Origin of the sequence: Citrobacter sp. wls619 (genome assembly GCF_005281345.1) — a bacterium.
Lineage (GTDB): Bacteria > Pseudomonadota > Gammaproteobacteria > Enterobacterales > Enterobacteriaceae > Citrobacter.
The window spans coordinates 1-775 of the sequence record NZ_SZXJ01000018.1; the positions used below are offsets into that span (position 1 = coordinate 1).

Below are 775 nucleotides of genomic sequence, written 5' to 3' on the forward strand. Positions count from 1 at the left end.
TTCAATAAGTTAGCGTGAAAATCTTTCCCGATGCGTATCTGATTTTCCCTGCGCATCCGGCGAAATTGGTGGTCTGATTTGGGGTCATTTCAGTTCGATAATGGAGTGACCACCATATGTCCCTGTCCGACGCGAAAATTCGTAGTATCAAGCCTTCTGATAAACCCTTTAAACTGACTGATTCACACGGTCTGTATCTGCTTGTCAATCCGGGCGGCTCGCGCCTCTGGTATCTCAAATATCGCTTCAACCGAAAAGAATCCCGCATTGCCTTAGGTGCCTATCCGCAGGTCTCGCTTTCCGACGTCCGCCAGCAACGCGACGATATCCGTAAACTACTGGCACAGAATATCAATCCCGCACAACAGCGCATGACTGAAAAAGCCGCCGCGTCACCGGAAAAATGCTTTGAGGCCGTTGCGGTGGCATGGCACAAAACCAACAAAAAATGGTCGGCTGACTATGCAGAGCGCATCCTTGCCAGCATGAGAAACCATATCTTCCCGGCAATCGGTCATCTGCCCGTCACGATGCTGAAAACTCAGCATTTCACGGCGCTACTGAAAGTTATCGAGGATAAAGGGTTTCTGGAAGTCGCGTCCCGTACCCGGCAGCAACTCTGCAACATCATGCGCTACGCCGTGCAGCAGGGACTGACCGAAAGCAACCCGGCGCAGCATCTGGAAGGCGTCACCGCACCGCCGGTTAAAAATCACTATCCCGCCCTGCCGCTGGAGCGATTGCCCGAATTATTTGAGCGCATTGGCGACTATCA

At 52.3% G+C, this 775-nt stretch carries 1 protein-coding gene; it reads left to right on the top strand.

Translation table 11 applies throughout. The annotated features are described in order from the left end of the window. Window positions 1-116 precede the first annotated feature (116 nt). Window positions 117-775, top strand: a 659-nt coding sequence (locus FDX19_RS01920) for an integrase arm-type DNA-binding domain-containing protein (RefSeq protein ID WP_137381396.1), incomplete at its 3' end; no start/stop codon positions are given.